The organism is Alicyclobacillus sp. CIJ1 (genome assembly GCF_057538885.1).
Genome location: NZ_BAAJPH010000060.1, coordinates 24,192 through 39,115, shown reverse-complemented (window position 1 = coordinate 39,115; position 14,924 = coordinate 24,192). Strand labels below are relative to the sequence as shown.

At 62.7% G+C, this 14,924-nt stretch carries 20 protein-coding genes; all 20 read right to left on the bottom strand.

The genetic code is table 11. The features are described 5' to 3' along the window. Positions 1-274 precede the first annotated feature (274 nt). The gene (locus AC27E8_RS00765) at positions 275-1,159 is read right to left on the bottom strand and encodes a polyprenyl synthetase family protein (protein WP_487097866.1); all 885 of its coding nucleotides are present in this window, start codon (positions 1,157-1,159) and stop codon (positions 275-277) included. 21 nt (positions 1,160-1,180) lie between these two features. Then, positions 1,181-1,420, bottom strand: a complete 240-nt coding sequence (gene xseB / locus AC27E8_RS00760; protein WP_487097868.1) for an exodeoxyribonuclease VII small subunit — start codon at positions 1,418-1,420, stop codon at positions 1,181-1,183. Beyond that, complete coding sequence (gene xseA, locus AC27E8_RS00755) at positions 1,371-2,780, bottom strand: exodeoxyribonuclease VII large subunit (protein ID WP_487097870.1); 1,410 nt, start codon at positions 2,778-2,780, stop codon at positions 1,371-1,373. Before xseA ends, xseB begins: the two co-directional genes overlap by 50 nt. After that, positions 2,777-3,631: a bifunctional 5,10-methylenetetrahydrofolate dehydrogenase/5,10-methenyltetrahydrofolate cyclohydrolase gene (locus tag AC27E8_RS00750; RefSeq protein WP_487097872.1), complete on the bottom strand. Its 855-nt coding sequence runs from the start codon at positions 3,629-3,631 to the stop codon at positions 2,777-2,779. Before AC27E8_RS00750 ends, xseA begins: the two co-directional genes overlap by 4 nt. Before the next feature lie 79 nt (positions 3,632-3,710). Continuing rightward, positions 3,711-4,724 (bottom strand): NAD(P)/FAD-dependent oxidoreductase, encoded by a 1,014-nt coding sequence (locus AC27E8_RS00745; protein ID WP_041695191.1) that lies wholly within the window; start codon positions 4,722-4,724, stop codon positions 3,711-3,713. 120 nt (positions 4,725-4,844) lie between these two features. After that, entirely contained in the window at positions 4,845-5,834 is a 990-nt protein-coding gene (locus AC27E8_RS00740; RefSeq protein WP_487097873.1) for a Kae1-like domain-containing protein, read from the bottom strand. Then, positions 5,824-6,324 carry a transcription antitermination factor NusB gene (nusB, locus tag AC27E8_RS00735; RefSeq protein WP_487097875.1) on the bottom strand — a complete coding sequence of 167 codons (501 nt, stop codon included), beginning with the start codon at positions 6,322-6,324 and terminating at the stop codon, positions 5,824-5,826. Before nusB ends, AC27E8_RS00740 begins: the two co-directional genes overlap by 11 nt. A gap of 15 nt (positions 6,325-6,339) precedes the next feature. Further along, a complete protein-coding gene (locus AC27E8_RS00730; RefSeq protein ID WP_014464475.1) occupies positions 6,340-6,561 on the bottom strand; it encodes a DUF2273 domain-containing protein in 222 nt (73 codons plus the stop codon). Beyond that, complete coding sequence (gene amaP, locus AC27E8_RS00725) at positions 6,558-7,112, bottom strand: alkaline shock response membrane anchor protein AmaP (protein WP_487097876.1); 555 nt, start codon at positions 7,110-7,112, stop codon at positions 6,558-6,560. Before amaP ends, AC27E8_RS00730 begins: the two co-directional genes overlap by 4 nt. Then, the gene (locus tag AC27E8_RS00720; protein ID WP_487097877.1) at positions 7,109-7,555 is read right to left on the bottom strand and encodes an Asp23/Gls24 family envelope stress response protein; all 447 of its coding nucleotides are present in this window, start codon (positions 7,553-7,555) and stop codon (positions 7,109-7,111) included. The genes amaP and AC27E8_RS00720 overlap by 4 nt, the downstream gene beginning before the upstream one ends. A 68-nt stretch (positions 7,556-7,623) precedes the next feature. After that, on the bottom strand, positions 7,624-8,967 hold the full coding sequence (gene accC / locus AC27E8_RS00715) for an acetyl-CoA carboxylase biotin carboxylase subunit (RefSeq protein WP_487097878.1): 1,344 nt from the start codon (positions 8,965-8,967) through the stop codon (positions 7,624-7,626). 44 nt (positions 8,968-9,011) lie between these two features. Further along, positions 9,012-9,476, bottom strand: a complete 465-nt coding sequence (gene accB, locus AC27E8_RS00710; protein ID WP_487097880.1) for an acetyl-CoA carboxylase biotin carboxyl carrier protein — start codon at positions 9,474-9,476, stop codon at positions 9,012-9,014. A 234-nt stretch (positions 9,477-9,710) separates the two neighbouring features. Continuing rightward, entirely contained in the window at positions 9,711-10,271 is a 561-nt protein-coding gene (locus AC27E8_RS00705) for a SpoIIIAH-like family protein (RefSeq protein ID WP_041695194.1), read from the bottom strand. Between the two features lie 24 nt (positions 10,272-10,295). Further along, on the bottom strand, positions 10,296-10,760 hold the full coding sequence (locus tag AC27E8_RS00700) for a hypothetical protein (RefSeq protein WP_487097882.1): 465 nt from the start codon (positions 10,758-10,760) through the stop codon (positions 10,296-10,298). Then, entirely contained in the window at positions 10,757-11,293 is a 537-nt protein-coding gene (locus tag AC27E8_RS00695; protein ID WP_487097883.1) for a stage III sporulation protein AF, read from the bottom strand. The genes AC27E8_RS00700 and AC27E8_RS00695 overlap by 4 nt, the downstream gene beginning before the upstream one ends. Next, entirely contained in the window at positions 11,290-12,513 is a 1,224-nt protein-coding gene (spoIIIAE, locus tag AC27E8_RS00690; protein ID WP_487097884.1) for a stage III sporulation protein AE, read from the bottom strand. The genes AC27E8_RS00695 and spoIIIAE overlap by 4 nt, the downstream gene beginning before the upstream one ends. Positions 12,514-12,526: 13 nt before the next feature. Next, positions 12,527-12,907 (bottom strand): stage III sporulation protein AD, encoded by a 381-nt coding sequence (gene spoIIIAD / locus AC27E8_RS00685; protein ID WP_487097926.1) that lies wholly within the window; start codon positions 12,905-12,907, stop codon positions 12,527-12,529. 15 nt (positions 12,908-12,922) lie between these two features. Continuing rightward, positions 12,923-13,126 carry a stage III sporulation protein AC gene (gene spoIIIAC / locus AC27E8_RS00680; RefSeq protein ID WP_012811095.1) on the bottom strand — a complete coding sequence of 68 codons (204 nt, stop codon included), beginning with the start codon at positions 13,124-13,126 and terminating at the stop codon, positions 12,923-12,925. A gap of 40 nt (positions 13,127-13,166) precedes the next feature. Next, positions 13,167-13,679 carry a stage III sporulation protein AB gene (locus tag AC27E8_RS00675; protein WP_487097885.1) on the bottom strand — a complete coding sequence of 171 codons (513 nt, stop codon included), beginning with the start codon at positions 13,677-13,679 and terminating at the stop codon, positions 13,167-13,169. After that, on the bottom strand, positions 13,676-14,680 hold the full coding sequence (spoIIIAA, locus tag AC27E8_RS00670; protein WP_487097886.1) for a stage III sporulation protein AA: 1,005 nt from the start codon (positions 14,678-14,680) through the stop codon (positions 13,676-13,678). Before spoIIIAA ends, AC27E8_RS00675 begins: the two co-directional genes overlap by 4 nt. Positions 14,681-14,924 lie beyond the last annotated feature (244 nt).

Here is a 14,924-nt window from a genome sequence, read left to right as displayed (position 1 = left end):
TGGGTCGCGTCCCGCATGCCATTGCGGGCTGCCCAACCTTCTTAACTCCCAGCATGAGCCCAGGGCTGGGCGCCCCAAGCCCACACCAGGAACTTCATCGATGTGCCCTTTGACGGATTTTTAGCCCCGTCTTCAGGCGCGGACGGTTGACTAGAATACTGCGCCACCCGCAGGGACGTTTCGTCGGAGTCCATCCGTCGTCATTATACCACAGAGCCCGCGGCCTCCGCAGAGGGAGACGCTGGCGCCCCGTCCATCCCAGTGCGAGCGGCCGTCAACGATCCCGTTCGACGATGAGCGCCTGAAGCGCTCGTAGCGGTTCCGACCGCACCCCGACCTCCGCCAACGCTTGCTCGCCGCGGCGAATGACGTCCCGCGCCATCTGGCGCGTCTTCTCCACGCCGACGAAGCGCGGATAGGTCAGCTTGCCCTCCTCGGCGTCCTTTCCAGCCGTTTTGCCGAGTTGCGCAGTCGACGCCGTCACGTCCAGCACGTCGTCGATCATCTGGAAGGCTAGGCCAAGGCACTCGCCGTAACACGAAAGCGACTGGCGCACCTGTTCGTCGAGATCCACGAAATACCCGCCGATCTCGACACACGCCTGAATCAGTCGAGCCGTCTTGTGGAGATGAATGAATTCAACATCCTGAAGTGTCCCTTGGCCACCCGTCCGTTCAATGTCGACGGCCTGTCCGCCGACCATGCCGTCGACGCCAGCCCGCGACGCCAGCGTGCGGATCATCGCCAACTGTCGCTCGGCAGGAACGCCCTCCAAGGGACGGGCCAACAAATGAAACGCCTCGGTCAACAGCGCGTCCCCAGCCAAAAGGGCCATGGCTTCGCCAAACACCACGTGATTCGTCGGCTGCCCCCGCCGAAGATCATCGTCGTCCATACACGGAAGATCATCATGAATCAGGGAATAACAGTGAATGAGCTCAACCGCGGCAGCCGCGGGGACGACCCGATCCCGTGGCACGCCAAACGTCTCGGCCGTCGCCATGACGAGCGCCGGTCTCAGCCGCTTGCCGTCGGCCATCAGGCTGTAGTTCATCGCTTCTTTCAGACGAGCGTGAAGGCCCGTCGGTTGAAACAGGCGCGCGAGAAAAGCGTTGACCGCTTCCTTGCACGCCTCGAGATACGTCTGCAACGCGTTCACCTCCGGATTCGCCAGCGCCGGTCACGGCGATGCCGATTCGTCCGCCAAGTCCTGACCGAGCTTTTCGAGCTGAAATTCCGCCTTGTCGAGCTGCTCCCGGCAAAACTTCACGAGCCGCATCGACTCCTCGTACGCCCGGATCGATGCGTCGAGAGGCAGATCCCCCGCCTCGAGCTGGCGCACGATTTCCTCCAGCCTCCGCATGGCTTGTTCAAAGGTCCAATCGGAGCTGTTCCACTCGGCCGCCCGCGTCTCCTCCACGGCCCTTCACCTCCGCTTCCACGGTGCCGTCGTGCATTCGAATTCCAATGCGCTTGCCTGGGGTGAGCGATTGGGCCGAGGTGAGCACAGATCGCCCATCCTCGTCAAGAATCACGCCGTATCCGCGCCGTAACACGGCCAACGGATTCAGTGCCTCGAGCCTGCCAATGACGCCCTCGAGTTTCCGGCTCTGCACGAGCAGCTGGCGTTCGGTAAGCGAACGCACCTGGTGCTCGAGGCGCATGAGGTCTCGCCTGCGGCCCTGAATCGCCCCGCCCAGCGGCACGCGCTGAAGCCTTCGCTCCAGATCGGCCAGCGCTCGACGGCGCAACCCAATGGGTCGGCGCTGGGCCTCACGCACGCGCGTTTCCATGTAGTCGACGAGCTGGCGTCTCACCGCAATGATCCGCGTCGGGTCCCGAAGCGCGGGCCTCCCCGCCAGATCCAACAGACGCTCTCGGCCCCAACTGACCTTGACCAACGCTGCCTTCCGCGCCCTGGCCGACGCCTGCTCCAAGTACGCCCGGAGCTCGGCTTGGTGCGGACACACGAGCTCTGCAGCCGCCGTGGGCGTCGCGGCTCGGACGTCCGCCGCGAAATCGCACAAGGTCACGTCGGTCTCGTGCCCGACAGCTGAGACCACGGGCACGGGCGATCGCGCCACAGCCCGCACCACCATCTCCTCGTTGAACGGCCAAAGCTCCTCCAATGAGCCGCCGCCACGCCCTACAATGATCACGTCCACCCTCGGCTCGAGCGCGTACAAAACCTCGAGCGCGCGTACAATCGTGGGCGCCGCATCAGGGCCCTGCACCTGCGCCGGCGCGAGGATGACCCGAGCGAGCGGATACCGTCGTTCGATGGTCGTGCAAATATCTCGAATCACCGCGCCCGTGGGACTGGTAACGACCCCCACGCGCAGTGGAAACCGAGGGAGAGGCCGCTTCCGCTCCGGAGCAAACAACCCCTCTTGGGCGAGCCGCTGTCGAAGCTGTTCGTAGCGGACGTACAGGGCGCCCAATCCATCGGGCTCAAGATCCTCTACATAGAGCTGATACTGGCCATCCCGCTCGAAGACGCCCACGGAGCCGAATGCGATCACCCGCATCCCATCTTCAGGCTGGAATTGGAGACGGCGGTTCCGGCTGCTGAACATGACCGCTCGGATCCGGCTCGTCTCGTCCTTGAGCGTAAAATACATGTGGCCACTTGGGTGGTGTTTGAAATTCGAGATCTCCCCGACCACGCGACACTGGATGAGTCTCGGATCCGACTCCAAACGCTCCTTGATGCGCCGATTGAGTTCGGTGACAGTGAGCACCGCTTCCGCCTCGGCCGCCGGTCGCGTCAGCGCGTTCATCCTCGTTCTCCTCCTCGCCGCATGGCGCATAGATCGACAGCGTTCTGAGCCACCATCGCAACCGTCATGGGACCCACGCCGCCCGGAACCGGTGTGAACCACGAGGCGCGCTCCCAAACACCGGGATCGACATCCCCTCGTAGGCCGTCCGCGGTGTACGTGAGCCCCACGTCGATCACGACCGCGCCCGGTTGGACCTCCTCTGCCCGAACGAGCCCCGGTGCGCCTGCCGCGCTCACGACGATGTCCGCCTGCCGCGTCCACAGCGCCACGGACCGCGTCTGCCGATGACATTGTACCACGGTCGCGCCGTGCGCCATGAACCACTGGGCAATGGGCCATCCCACCAGCGGACTGCGGCCAATCACGCACGCTACCTTGCCGCGCACGCCAATCTTGTGCTGAAGCAGAAGTTCCCCGACGCCCCGCGCCGTGCAAGGCCAAACGCGAGGGTGGCCATATGCCATCCGACCCAGGTTCTCGGGATGAAGCCCGTCCACGTCCTTCTCTGGGTGTACATGCCTCAGGATCTCCCTCTCGTCCCACCCTGCCGGAAGCGGAAGTTGGACCAAGATGGCGTCCACCTCGTCGTCCTCGTTCAAGCGCTCAATCGCCGAACGCAGGGCCTCGGGTCCCTCGGCCGTTTGGAACGTGCGGATTTCGGCGATAAGCCCCGCTTCACGTGCGAAGCGAGCCTTTCGCCGCACGTGCCCGAGCGATACCTCGTCCGCCTCGGAGACCAGCATGACGAGCTTCGGCAAGACGCCGCGCGACGCGAACTCTTCAACGCGCCGCCGGAGCTCTTCCTGTACTCGCTCAGCCGCTCGTTTCCCGTCCAACCGCTGCGCCATCCTACCCCATGCCTCCATCCACAAGACAGAAAGCGACAGGCTGTCCGCTCCGCGGAGCCGAACAGCCTGTCCGCCATCCTCAATGACCCAGGTTCGTCATGCTCGTGCTGTGACCCGGGAACAGCTTCGCTTTCGGGTCGATGTAGGTCTTTGCGTTGTTGACCGCTGTCGGCGCTTCGCCGAAGCCCGTCGCGATAAGCTTCAGCTTGCCCGGATAGGTGACGACATCTCCCGCCGCATACACACCCGGAATGTTAGTTTCCATCTTGGAATTGACGACAATGTCGTTCTTCTCAATCTCAAGTCCCCACTCCTTGATGGGGCCAAGCGAAGCGTGAAACCCGAGCCCGCTCACGATGGCGTCGACTTCGAGCTCTTCCTGTTGCTTGGTCTGGTTGTTGACGATCACGGCCTTTTCGACCCAATTTCCCCCTTGCACATCCACCAACTCATAGAACGTCTTCACGTGCACGCGGGACTCGAACAGTTTCCGGACGCTGTCCTCATGCGCTCTGAAGCCGTCTCGGCGATGGATGAGCGTGACCGACTCAGCGACCTCCTCGAGCATCAGCGCATAGTCCACAGCCGTGTCACCGCCGCCGATGACGAGCACCCGCTTGCCGCGATAGTGGTCGATCTTGTCAATGTAATAAGCCACCCCACGGCCTTCGAAGTGCTTGGCGGACTCCGCCGGAAGCGGCCTCGGCGTGAAGGCGCCGATGCCCGCGCAGATGATCACCGCCTTGCCCACGTGCACCGACTGATTGGTATGCAGTTCAAACAGCCCATCTTCGCGCTTGACGAGCCGCTCGACGGACTCGTTCAAATGGACACCCGGCTTGAACGTCATCGCCTGCTCGATCAGCTGATCGACGAGATCGCGCGCGCGAATTTTCGGAAATCCAGCGACGTCGTAAATGTACTTTTCGGGGTACAGCATGGCAAGTTGTCCGCCCAATTGCGGTAAACTATCAATAATTTTACAAGAACAATTGCGCAATCCCGCGTAAAACGCCGCGAAAAGGCCGGTCGGGCCACCCCCGATGATCAACATATCTGTGACATTCTCTTGAACCTGTACGTTCTCCGACAACGCAGAACCTCCTTTGTTCACGACACTACGGGCCCCATTATAGCAAGATAGGTCCGAAAAGACTATCAATGCCCATGTGCTTTGTCGACAATTTTCTATTCGAGATTTTTGCAGAAGGAATCAGGGCGCGCGCTCGCGCCAGTATCCGATAGTCGCCACGCCGAGCGCGTTGTCCCTCGCGAACTCCGATGGAGCAAAGGCCACGCGGATCCCGGGCACGCGCCGCTCCAGGCGCGAACGAAGGGCGGACTGGATAAACTGATTCGACGCTACGCCGCCCGCGATGAGGACGTGGCGGGTGGTTCCCGTATGTCGAATGGCATATTCAACAGCTTTCGCGACCGAGCGCGCGATGCACATCTCGACAGCACGCGCCACCTCGTGGGCCGGCGCACCGGCCTGCACAGCGCGCAGCGCCGCCGTGAGCGGCCCCGAAAAGCTCATGCTCGCGCCGCGAACCGGCGATTTCAGCACCAATTCACCCGGGGAGGTACCGCACCGCCGCGCGAGCTGTTCGAGGTGTGGCCCGGCGGGAAAAGGGAGCCCCAGCGCGACACCGACGCGATCGACCAACTGCCCGGGATGTAGGTCCAGCGCCTCTCCGAGGCGGGTGATGGCGTACCCGGACGGTGTGCGGCGCGCGAGGACGACGTCACACGTGCCGCCCGACATATGGACGGCGACAAATGGGGCGCCAGGCATGGGCGCGAAGTACTCCGCGGCGGCGAGATGGCCTTCCTGATGCGAAGTCCGCGTGAGCGGAATGCCGAGGCTTTGGGCCAGCGACGCGGCCACCGCGAGCCCACTTTGAAACACCGGCATGTACGAGGACGCCCACGGCCTTGGCCGCACGGAGACAGCGACGCGGCGCCACGCGGGCCGGATGCCCTCTGCCATCAGCTGATCCAACAGTTCGGCCATCACCGTGGGGAAGTTCTGCACATGCTGAAACGCGGCCTCGCTCTGGCGCAGGCCGCGTTCTCCGGGCGGCACGCGCAGCGGTCTCCGAGCCTCGGCTACCATCCGCCCATGGACGGCGTCCACTGCGCACACAGAAGTCGTATAGTTGCTCGTATCCACGCCTAGCACGAGAGGTGTTTCACGCGCCATCTTCGACGCCCTCCCGCGCCGGTTCGGCCGCGCTTGCTGTCCGCTTCTCCTGCCCCGCATCGCAGATATCCGCACGTCGCCGGTCCGCCACGGCGGGCAAAAGCTTGGCGAGCACGCCGTTCACGAACCGACCGGATTGCTCCGTCGCGAACGTTTTGGCAATCTCCACGGCCTCATCGATGGCGCTGGCAATGGGCAGTTCCGGTTCGAACAGCAATTCGTACGTGGCGAGGCGCAAAACGTTCCGCTCGACGCGCCCGAGGCGCTCGGGCGACCAGCGCTCCATGTGCCGGGCGAGCAACTCGTCAATCTCGTTCAGATGCCGACGCGTGCCATCGACGAGTTCCTCGATGTACGAGACGTCTTCCCCGGGAGCCAGGCCGCGTTCGGCCAATACGGAGGCTATCGCTTCCGCAGAGCCGAGATCGCCCTGGACATCGAGCACGCACAGCGCCTGCAGCGCGCACTCCCTTGCTTCATGTCGGGTCAATCGGCTTCACTCCGTCTATCGATCTGTCAACAGGCGTTCCAGGATGCGGCGCCAGGATTGATTTTCCTCCCAGACGCGCCCTCCAGCGTATCCAACGGCGGCGAGCACAAAGAGGAGCAGGACACGCCAGAACCCGAAGATCATCCACAGGATCCAAAACAAGATCCCGGCGGCAACTCCATGATATCTTCGCGGACGGCTCCGAAACCAAAACCACGCTCTCTCGAGGCCGTTCATGCGCCACTCCACGCCTTGCCGACGTGCCCGTTCGGGGCAATTTCCGTGACGTGAACGATGACGCGTTCCACTTTGACGCCGGCCGTCCGCTCGACGTACTCCTTCACCGCCGCTTGGGCTTCACGGCTGAGCGCGGCAATGTCGATGTCGGGCAACACCTGCATCCGGCAGGCGATGAGAATGCCGTCGTGTCCCTGTCGCACGCGGGAGTCGAACGACTCGGCGCCTTTCAACTGGGAACCCCGGCGGTTCGCCAGCTGACGCAAGGTCTCATACGAGATGCGAATTTGCCCGTGATCGCCCGCCAGCAGGACGGACTCGGTAGGACCGCCCGCGCCGCGGCGGCGGGAGCGGTAGAAGAGGAAGCGAATGGACAACAGCGCGCTAACCACGCCCACCACGAGGCACACGACGTTCCACGGCTCAACCGTGACTTCACTCGCAGCCCACGTGACCGAGATGACGCCCGCGCCGAGCAACGCGAGAAGCACGCCCAGCACGAGCCCCACGAGCGACAACAGGAACAAGAGGAATCGATCGCCGAAATTCATCCAATCCCTCCTGTCGAGCGCTCCTCCCCAGGGAGCGCCGCTCCAATCTGATCCGCATCTTGTGCGCGCTCCACTTCCGTCTGGAAGGCCACGCCCACCACGTGGACATGCACGGCGTTGACGCGCAGGCCCGTCATCGACTCGACGGACGATTTCACGTGCTCCTGGATCTGGTACCCGACCTCCGGAATGCTCACGCCGAACCGGAGTTGCACCCAGACGTCGATGGTGCACGAGCGCGCCGCCTCGTCATACTGAACCTTGACGCCTCTCGCCATATTTTTTCTTCCTGTGATGGACTCGGTGATGCCTCCGGCCAGCGAGCCGCTGGTGCCGATCACGCCGTCTACCTCGTTCGTCGCCACACCTGCGATGATCTGCACGACTTCATCCGAAATGTGCACCGAACCGCGCTCAGTCAACTCGTACTCCATGTCGGCCATCTCCATCTTCCTCCCCAGCCCTTGTCGGGCTCCGCGTGAGAATGGAACGGAATGCTAACGTTCTTCGTCTAGAGTATTGGATTTTCCTCCAAAAATCGAGTCGATACGTCACCCTTTCGAAAACGCTCGTTCTGGAGGAGCGCCATATGAAAGGGAATGGTCGTCTGGATCCCTTCGATCTCATACTCGCTGAGCGCAGACAACATCCGGGCGATGGCCTGATCGCGCGTCGGCGCCCACACAATGAGCTTAGCCACCATGGAGTCGTAGTACGGCGGGATGGTGTAGCCCGGATAGCAGGCGGAATCCACGCGCACACCTGGGCCGGACGGCGCCAAATACGAGCGGATGGTCCCCGGCGAAGGCGCGAACTGGCGGTACGGGTCCTCCGCGTTGATGCGGCACTCGATGGCGTGGCCTCGCAACACGATGTCCTCCTGCTTGACCGAGAGAGGTTCCCCTGCTGCCGCCAGGATCATCTCGCGGACGAGATCGACACCGGTCACCCATTCGGTCACAGGGTGTTCGACCTGAATACGCGTGTTCATCTCCATGAAGTAGAAATCGCCATCCGGCGTGTAGATAAACTCCACGGTGCCGGCGCCCACGTAGTCCACCGCCTGAGCCGCCCGCACCGCCGCGGCTCCCATCTCCTGCCGCTTCTCTTCCGTCATGACGGGACATGGCGACTCTTCGACAAGCTTCTGAAGGCGGCGCTGTACAGAACAGTCGCGTTCTCCTAGGTGAATCACATTGCCGTGTCGGTCCGCGAGGATCTGAATCTCCACGTGGCGCATCCGCTCAATGTACTTTTCGATGTAGATGCCCGGATTGCCGAACGACGCCTCGGCTTCCCTGCGGGCTTGGTCGTACGCCTTCCGGAGTTCCGCCTCGTCCCGCACCACTCGAATACCGCGGCCGCCGCCTCCCGCGGTGGCCTTGATGATCAGGGGGTAACCGATGGCGTTCGCGATGGCGAGGGCCTCGTCCAAGGACTCGACGAGACCTTCGCTCCCCGGAACCGTCGGCACACCAGCCCTGCGCATGGTCATCTTCGCTGTCGACTTATCGCCCATGAGCTCAATGGCCCGCGGGCTCGGCCCGATGAACGTGATTCCGCATGCCTCGCACGCTTCCGCAAAGTCGCTGTTCTCGGAAAGGAATCCGTATCCCGGATGCACCGCGTCGACCCCACACAGCGTCGCCACCGACATCACGCTGGGGATGTTGAGATAGCTCATCTTGGCGGGCGCTGGCCCAATGCAATACGCCTCGTCCGCCATTCGCACATGCAGCGCATCGCGATCCGCCGTCGAATAGACGGCCACCGTCTCAATCCCCAGTTCGCGGCATGCGCGGATCACGCGGACCGCGATCTCGCCGCGATTCGCGACCAACACGCGCTTAAACATCCACGGCTCTCCTTCACCCAGTCAGTTTTCGAACGGACACCCCGTCAGGTGCGGCGCACCTTGAATAGAGGCTGACCATACTCCACCAACTGTCCGTTTTCCGCCAAGATCTCGACGATCTCGCCCGAGACCTCGGCCTCGATCTCGTTCATCAGCTTCATCGCTTCAATGATGCACACGACCGTCTTCGGCCCGACTTGCGAGCCGACGTCCACGAAGGGAGGCGCATCCGGCGCCGGCGCCCGATAGAATGTGCCCACCATCGGCGACGTGATGACGTGCAGCGCCGGGTCCTCCGCCGCGGGAGCCGCGCTCCCCGATGGCTGCGCAGCGGATGGCGCGGGTGCGGCCTGAGCGGCAGGCATCGTCACCTGCGGCACCGTGTACGAGACCATCTCGGCCCGCTTCGCCAATCTCACCTTCCCGTCCTCGAACTCGAGTTCCAACTCGGTCAGCGTGCTGTCGTCCAGCAAGCGAATCAGCTCACGAATTTCTTCCATCGTCAGCAACCCATCGTCTCTCCCCGATCCGGATCTCCAAATCCATCTGACAAGGTCTTCACGAGTATACCACAGGGACGCCTACCGTTCTAGGGAATGGAAGAACGTAGAAGAGGCTGCCCCCGCGCCATCGCATACCGATGGCATCCGGGCCAGCCCCCTCGTGGCGTGGCAATGGAAAGAATTTTGGGGCAGCCCCTGCAGCGTCTGCGCGCCTGGGGCAGCCCCCACCACCGCTTGGGTTTAAGCGTGCGGTTTGACGGAAATGTTGAAGATCGACGTATCCAGCTGCTGACTCACGATGTTCATGATCTTCACGGCGTCGGCCTTCGAGAGATGATTCGTCTCGACATACACCGTGAACGTGGTCTGGTTCTTGTCCGGCGCGATGACAGCGTTTTTGTATCCCTCCGCGATCACGGCCTGCGTCGCTTGCTGCAAGCTGTTGTACAGCGCTTCTTCCTCGCCCAGTTGCTTTTGTGCCTCGGCGATCTGCGCCTGAGAGGCGTTGTTGTTTGCAATGATTGCCTGGTCGTTCGAGATTCTCTGGCTGATCTCGTTGTTCACGGAAGCCTGGAGCGCGTTGTACCAATTGTCCGCACTGGACACGCTCGACCCGGTGGTCGTCTGCGTTTGATTTGAGACCTGCGTCGCATTGGTGGGACTGGTCGTCACCGTGGGCGTCGTCGCGTTCGACGGGTTCGTGGATGTGGTGCTGGTCTGATTGTTCATCGTGTAGTAGCCAATCAGCATGAGGCTCAGCACCATCATCGTGGACAACCACACCGTCTGCCGTTTCACCATCGCATGCATCCTCCTAATCTCCGTCTAGTCACCCTTTTGAGGTTCGACAGTAATCTTATATGCGGGCACGTCCAACACATTCGTAATCGCGTCCACGATTTCTGTTTTCGCTTGGACAAAGTTTTCTGCATCCACCGTGACCAACACGCCCAGGACGCCGACGCCGCTCGAGCCCCCGCTGGCCAGTTGTCCGCTTTGCGCGAGGGTCACGAGCACCGACACGGCGTTCACCCCCGGGAGTTTTTCCAACATCGACTGCAACTCGTTTTCGTAGTAGGATGCGACGGACACCAGCCCCTGCGGCCCCTCGTCGCCGCCTGTGGCGTTCCACGGCCAGGTCGAGCCCATGCCGCTGGTGTTGGCCGGCGCCCCTGAACTGACGGGCTGCGATCGCGCCGCGGGCCATAACCAACTGAACGCCAACAACACCACGCCGAGCGCTCCCAAGGCGACAAGCGCGCGCTGCTTCAGGAGAAGGTTCCAATTCATCGAGGCGCGTCTCCCTCGTCCACCACCGCGACCTGGTTCAGCCCGATGTCGAGTTGAGACGCGATGATCTGCCGGATCTCCGTCGCATCCGCCAGGCCCGTTGGCCGGATCCACACAGTAACTTCCATCTGATCGGTGCTCGTGGGGTGTTCGACGGTCACCTTGACCACCTCCGAACGGACGGGTTCTGGCAGAGACGCCTCGGCCCATTCCGCGAGATACGTGGCGGCGTCCTGATCCTCCGCCTGATGAAGAGCTTGCGCGTAATCTTGGGCAGCCCGGCTTTCTGCCTGTGCCGGGGCCGTGGTGCCGGTGTTTCCAAACAGCATGTCAGAGGCTCGGTTGGCTGCACTGTCTGCCCATCCTCCTCGAAGCGCCGGCAGGATAGGGCTCAACAACGCCACCAAGAGCGCCACCCCCACCACCATCCGGACATAGCGCACAAGCCTGCCGGACGGCAGCATCATCTCCGCGATTCCGCCCATGAACGCAATCGCCACCACCTGCCTCAGCCACTCTCCCAACCCGCTCACGCTGTGATCACCGCCAGGTTGGCCGCTGCAAGCAGGATGCAGATGGCGAAGAAGAACATGAGCGCCACCGTGGCTACCGAGGCAAACACGAGCAGTATGGTCTTCCCAAGCGCCCCGAGGCAGGCGATGATGGGCGTTTCGCCCACCGGCTGCATCACGGCCGCTCCCGCCGAATACATCGCCGAGACCGCGAGGATTTTCAGCGCCGGAAACGCCGCGATGAGCGCGATCACGACAAGACCGGCGATCCCGACCGCGTTTTTGACGAGAAGCGAGGCGCCAAGCACGGTTTCAGCGGCGTCGGAGATGGCCTTGCCCACCACGGGCACAAACGTCCCGACGCCAAACTTCATCGTCCGAAGCGCCAGGCCATCCGCAATTCCACGCCCTGTCCCCTGCACCGCGGTCACGCCCACAAACACCACGAGGGCAAAGCTCAAGACGGCGAGTCCAGCTGTCCGCGCTAGGGATGCCAGCCGTGTCAGCGGATACCGTGGGGCCATCGACGACGCAAGCTCCAAAACGGCCGCTAAAAACACCAGTGGAAAGACGACGAGGAACACGACATTCGAGACGAAATGCACACAAAAGATGAGCATGGGCTGAAAAAACGCCGCCGACGCGAACGATCCCGACCCCGCAAGCAGCGCGATGGACACCGGCATGGTGGCCAGCATGAAGTGATTCATGGACTCGATGGCCTGTCGCGCCGATCCGAACGTTTCCAGGAGCGACCGCGTGACGAGGGCCGCAAGCACGAATGACACGACCATTTGGGCCACTTCGCCCACGGACTCTTCGGCAAAGGACGCCTGCATCATTCGGAGCAGTGCCGCGGCCACAGAAAGAATGAGAATGCCTCCGAAGAGGCCGAGATCGTCGGCGACTTCCTGAAAAAAGTAGTGCATCAAGCCGGACACCATCCCATGAAAGGACGGACCGCCGTGCTCAAGCACTGACTGGATGAGTGACGGACCTTTGGTCTTCGGAAGAAATCCCCCGTATTGGGATTCGAGTTGGTGCCAATAGGCGTCAATGGCGTGCGTGTCGACGTGATCGAGCTCGCTCTGCGCCGTGTTTTGGAGGATTTGTTCGGCGGACTGTTCGGAAAACTGGGTCACCGATCCGTTCGCCGAATCGCCCCGCGCGCAAATAGGGAGCGCGACGAGGCTCACCACGGATGTGAACAGCGCAATGATCTGGCGCCATCGGTTCCTCACAAGCCTCGCCCCTTCACGGAATCATCCGAACGATCACGTCGAGCACGTCCTTGAAGATGGGCAACGCCAAAAGCACAATCCCGATTTTTCCGGCGAGCTCGATCCGCCCGCCGAGCGCAGACTCGCCAGCGTCGCGGGCGATGTCCGCCGCGAACTCCACGACGTACGCGATACCGAGGATGCGGATGAGCGTCTGGAGAAACATGTGGTTCATGTGCGCCGCCGTCGTCAATTGCTGAAACGTGTCCAGCGCGCCCGAGATGGATCGCACCAACAACAGGAGAATCAGGACGCCCGCGAACAAGCTCACCAGCGTCGCGAAGGACGGCATTTGAGGTCGCAGAAGCGCTGCGAGCACCGTGGCGGTCAGGCCGATGCCGATGATTTGGACCATGTGCACGGGCGTCACCTACTGCAGCAGAAAGACGCTGGTGATTTCGTGATACAGGTGATCGACGTACCCAATCACAATCACGAACACGGCCACCAAGCCTGCCAGGGTGGCCCAGTGCGCGAAATCCTCTTTGCCACTCTGCTTCAATACGGTGTGAAAGATGGCGGCGATAAAGCCTACGGCGAAAATGCGAAACAGATCCCGAATCTCGGGCGACATCACGCATCCCCTCTTTTCGCGCACATTGCCTCGTGCCCGCTCACAGGAGCAGTAGGACGATGAACACCCCGGCCAACACACCCAGGTACGTCCACAGCCGCGCGCCCTGGTTCGCTTCGTCCTGCGCCGCCTGAATCGCTGCTTCCAGATCTGCGCGCGCCGCGAGAAAGGGCTGTTGCAGATGGTCGCGATCGGCTACGGCGATGGAGCGCAACAAGCGAAGGAACGGCTCCGCGTCCACATCCCGCAGGGTTCCGCTCGTCGCCGAGGCAAGCGAGACGTTCTGGAGCGCGATGTCGGGGGAGTCGGCGGGACGGCTGAGTACATTCGCCATGTCCACGAGCCAAGCTCCGCACCACCCTCCGAGCCGCGTGCCGACCGCGCGCAACGCCTGCGGAATGGGCGTCGCATGGTATTCGACTTCGCTCTGAAGCTCGATGAGCGCCTGAAGCAACTGCCTGAGCGCCTTCGGCCGATCCCGGTAGCCCTGAGCCACGCGAAATCCGATGAGCGTAGAGGCGAATAGCACCAACAAAGCGCCCACCAGCTTCATCTTTCCGCGGCGCCCCCGCAGCGAAGCGGTCGCCCCTCTGCGTCCAGGACCGCCTCGACGGTGCCCGGTCCATGGCGGCGGCTCAACACGATGTACCGGTCGAAGGCGCGCGCGGAGAACAATCTTTCCATCCACGGCCTGCGGCGCCACGCGTCGAGCGAAGCGGCGTGCGCGGTCGCCACCACCGCGACGCCTGCGAGCGACGCCTCCATCACTGCCTCCGCATCCTCCATTCGGCCGATTTCGTCCGTGACCACGACGTGCGGAGACAGGCTCCGAATCGCCATCATCATGCCCTCCGCTTTCGGGCACCCGTCGAGGACGTCCGCGCGGGGGCCGAGATCGAATTGCGGGATGCCGTCGACGCTGCCCGCAATCTCCGAGCGCTCGTCGATCACGGCGACCTTCAAGCCGGGATTGCCAGGCGCGAAGTCGCCGTAGCTGAACCGGCGGGCCACATCGCGTACGAGCGTCGTCTTGCCGCACTGCGGCGGCGATACGATGAGCGACGACAGTGGACGGCGTGAGACGCGATCGTACAAGAAAGGCAGTACGGACGCCGCCGCGCCCGGGTGATCGCGCGAAATGCGAACGTTGAGCGAAGTGACGTGGCGAAAGGCGCGCACATGCCCCGCTTCCACCACGGCGCGGCCCGCAATGCCCACCCGGTGTCCGCCCGGCAAGGTGACGTATCCGTGCCGCATGTCTTCCTCCACGGCGTAACGAGAAAACTGCGTCAGGCGCTGCACAACCTGCGCCAATTCGTCCGCCGAAACGCGCACACCGCGATGCGGTGACTGCGTGAGTTCGCCATCTTCTGCCAAAAAGGCGAGGCGCTGACGCAGGCACAGTTCGAGCGGCTGCCCGGCGCGCAGACGAATCTCCTCAAGTTCATCGAGCAAGTCGTCCCTCAAGCTTTGGAGCGACCGCGCCGACTCGCCGGGCAACACGGCGAGCACTTGCTCCAGGACCGATCTCGGATTCGAATGCGCCACGGACACACCGGCCACCCCCTGCCCTAGTCCATGTATATGGACGGGCGTGCGCCTGTATGCGAATGGCCGGTTTGTCGGAACCCCGCGTGAAGGGATTGCATTGAATGAGGAGAAGAGCGAGGAGGGTCGATGGTGGATCTGTCTCTGATCGTCCGATGGATCGTCGTCTTCCTGGTGATCTTTCTACTTTTGATGGTGCTCGTGTTCAGCCTCATGCGAAAGAAGGCATGAAAAGGCCCGTGCGGGAGGC

Excerpts from the sequence above, each read along its gene's own strand:
- xseA (WP_487097870.1), bottom strand. The coding sequence starts at position 2,780 with ATGAACGCGCTGACGCGACCGGCGGCCGAGGCGGAAGCGGTGCTCACT.
- AC27E8_RS00700 (WP_487097882.1), bottom strand. The coding sequence starts at position 10,760 with ATGAATTGGAACCTTCTCCTGAAGCAGCGCGCGCTTGTCGCCTTGGGA.
- AC27E8_RS00720 (WP_487097877.1), bottom strand. The coding sequence starts at position 7,555 with ATGGCCGACATGGAGTACGAGTTGACTGAGCGCGGTTCGGTGCACATT.
- accC (WP_487097878.1), bottom strand. The coding sequence starts at position 8,967 with ATGTTTAAGCGCGTGTTGGTCGCGAATCGCGGCGAGATCGCGGTCCGC.
- spoIIIAC (WP_012811095.1), bottom strand. The coding sequence starts at position 13,126 with ATGTCGCCCGAGATTCGGGATCTGTTTCGCATTTTCGCCGTAGGCTTT.
- AC27E8_RS00730 (WP_014464475.1), bottom strand. The coding sequence starts at position 6,561 with ATGAACGGCCTCGAGAGAGCGTGGTTTTGGTTTCGGAGCCGTCCGCGA.
- AC27E8_RS00750 (WP_487097872.1), bottom strand. The coding sequence starts at position 3,631 with ATGGCGCAGCGGTTGGACGGGAAACGAGCGGCTGAGCGAGTACAGGAA.
- AC27E8_RS00675 (WP_487097885.1), bottom strand. The coding sequence starts at position 13,679 with ATGAAGCTGGTGGGCGCTTTGTTGGTGCTATTCGCCTCTACGCTCATC.
- amaP (WP_487097876.1), bottom strand. The coding sequence starts at position 7,112 with ATGAATTTCGGCGATCGATTCCTCTTGTTCCTGTTGTCGCTCGTGGGG.
- spoIIIAD (WP_487097926.1), bottom strand. The coding sequence starts at position 12,907 with ATGGTCCAAATCATCGGCATCGGCCTGACCGCCACGGTGCTCGCAGCG.
- AC27E8_RS00740 (WP_487097873.1), bottom strand. The coding sequence starts at position 5,834 with ATGGCGCGTGAAACACCTCTCGTGCTAGGCGTGGATACGAGCAACTAT.
- AC27E8_RS00705 (WP_041695194.1), bottom strand. The coding sequence starts at position 10,271 with ATGGTGAAACGGCAGACGGTGTGGTTGTCCACGATGATGGTGCTGAGC.